Source organism: Enterococcus sp. JM9B, from assembly GCF_009933265.1.
In the GTDB taxonomy this organism is placed as follows: Bacteria; Bacillota; Bacilli; order Lactobacillales; family Enterococcaceae; genus Enterococcus_C; species Enterococcus_C songbeiensis.
On the sequence record NZ_MAEK01000033.1, the window covers coordinates 1 to 1970 of the forward strand.

Sequence of the window (1970 nt, forward strand, 5' to 3'; positions counted from 1 at the left end):
CGGTAAGCCATATAACTAGCAATAAATGAAGAAATCGCAGTAACTGAAATCAACATAAACATCACAACAATTTGGTAACGAATCGCTTGAACAGGATCAATTCCCGCAAAAATCAACCCTGACATCATACCTGGTAGGCTGACAAGTCCAACCGTTTTTGTTCGGTCAATAGAAGGAGCCATGCCCGTTTTGACGCTTTCTCTTACAATACTCATGGACGCTTGTTTTTTATTGGCTCCCAATGCCAATTTTTCCAATACCTGTTGGCGTTGGTCCGTAAATTTTGAATTCAAAGACCGATAGGTCACTCCAATCGCAGTCATGGCGTTGCTGGCAATCATGCCTGTAATTGGAACGATTTGGGAAGGGGTCCAGTCAATGACTCCTGAAAAAACAAGAATGAGTAAGGACAAGGCTGTTCCTACTCCAATAGCCGTCGTTGAAATTTTAAAAGAGCGGTTGATCCCCTCACTGCGTGTATGGGCGTTATAAGAAGCGTTGAACACAATGAACAAAACCATCGCTAAAGTGAGAAAGTTGTTATCCACTCGTAATACGTAGCTCAATACATATCCAATAAGGACTAATTGAACGACAGCGCGAATTCCCGCAATAAAAATGTCGTTTCCTAATCCCAATTTCTCTTTGTAATCAATCAACAAGGCAACTATCAAGAGGACAGAGGATAAAAGCAAAGAAAGATTACTGATTTCCAAATTGTTTGTCATTTCGATTCCTCCATTTTTCCACCTTTGATAGTAATCAGACGAGAAGCTTGGTCGATTTCTTCCTGGTTGTGAGTGACGGCCAACACCGTAGTTTGTTGGTCTTTCATCATGTCTCGGACTAAATCAAGGACAACCGCTCTGTTTTCTTGGTCCAATGAACTGGTAACTTCATCCAGGAGCAACACTTTCGGTTGATACATCAAATTTCGGACCAATGCAACCCGTTGTTTTTCCCCTCCTGATAGTTCCTTGACCTCTTTCGATAAGTAAGTTTCAGGTATTTGAACTCGTTCTAACAATTTTTTTGCACGTTCCCGATCAAATCCTTCTTCTCTTATGCGGGCAGGAAAAGACAAGTTCTCTTGAACTGTCTCATCGAATAGAGAAGCGTTTTGAAAGAAATAAGAGACTTCTTTTCTATACTCCACAGGATCGATTTTTTGCAGATCCGTACCTCGATAATAAATTTTTCCGGAAGTTGGGGAAAGCAGCGTACCAATTAATTTCAAAAGGGTACTTTTTCCACTTCCAGAAGGACCAGAAAAAACAATCACTTCCCCTTTGTTTACTGTAAAAGAGATATCTTGAAGGATTTGGTTTCCGTTTGCCTGAAAACCAACCTTCTCTAATTGAAACAATGAATCACTCATACCACTTCTCTCCTTTATAAAAAAGCCCTGCACCAGTGGACCATCCATACGGGTGCAGGGCTTTTGTTTCATCCTAGTGTACCTCAGTGTTCGTTTGGATCGTTTTTGGCGTCTTCATGAGTAGGGTGAACCGTTCCTTCAAGGTGATCTGGACCAGCATAAATGGTATACAGTCTGAGCGGCTTATCACCGGTGTTTTCGATGTTGTGCCACATGTCCGCCGGAACAAATACGGCGTCATCATCCATCACTTTTTGTTGAACATGTAAGTTATCTTTAGAAGGCCCCATTTTACATACGCCTTCTCCTTCTTCAATACGGATAAATTGGTCAATGCCTTCGTGCACTTCCAAACCGATGTCATCGCCCGGTTGAATGGACATTACGGTGACTTGCAGTTTACTGCCTGTCCAAATGGTCGTCCGGTAATTATCATTTCCTGTGGTGGCGTCTTCAATATTAATGATATACGGCTTCTTCCCATGATCCTTGTAGTCTATTTCCATCTTCCATTCCTCCTAGTCTTTGTACTGAAACAATGATACCTACTTCTTATTTATAATAATTCTAATTAATGGTACCACATCTAAAA

Annotated in this window: 3 protein-coding genes; all 3 read right to left on the reverse strand. The window is 41.2% G+C overall.

Features of this window, described 5'->3' with window-relative positions; all coding sequences use genetic code 11:
* On the reverse strand, positions 1 to 728 hold a 728-nt coding region (locus BAU16_RS10740; RefSeq protein ID WP_161527050.1), incomplete at its 3' end, for an ABC transporter permease.
* Positions 725 to 1378 (reverse strand): ABC transporter ATP-binding protein, encoded by a 654-nt coding sequence (locus BAU16_RS10745; protein WP_161527051.1) that lies wholly within the window; start codon positions 1376 to 1378, stop codon positions 725 to 727. The genes BAU16_RS10740 and BAU16_RS10745, both read right to left, overlap by 4 nt.
* 83 nt (positions 1379 to 1461) lie before the next feature.
* On the reverse strand, positions 1462 to 1884 hold the full coding sequence (locus BAU16_RS10750; RefSeq protein ID WP_002307506.1) for a cupin domain-containing protein: 423 nt from the start codon (positions 1882 to 1884) through the stop codon (positions 1462 to 1464).
* Between the last annotated feature and the right edge of the window lie 86 nt (positions 1885 to 1970).

Coding starts and splice junctions, on each gene's coding strand:
- BAU16_RS10745 (WP_161527051.1), bottom strand. CDS start 1,378: ATGAGTGATTCATTGTTTCAATTAGAGAAGGTTGGTTTTCAGGCAAAC.
- BAU16_RS10750 (WP_002307506.1), bottom strand. CDS start 1,884: ATGGAAATAGACTACAAGGATCATGGGAAGAAGCCGTATATCATTAAT.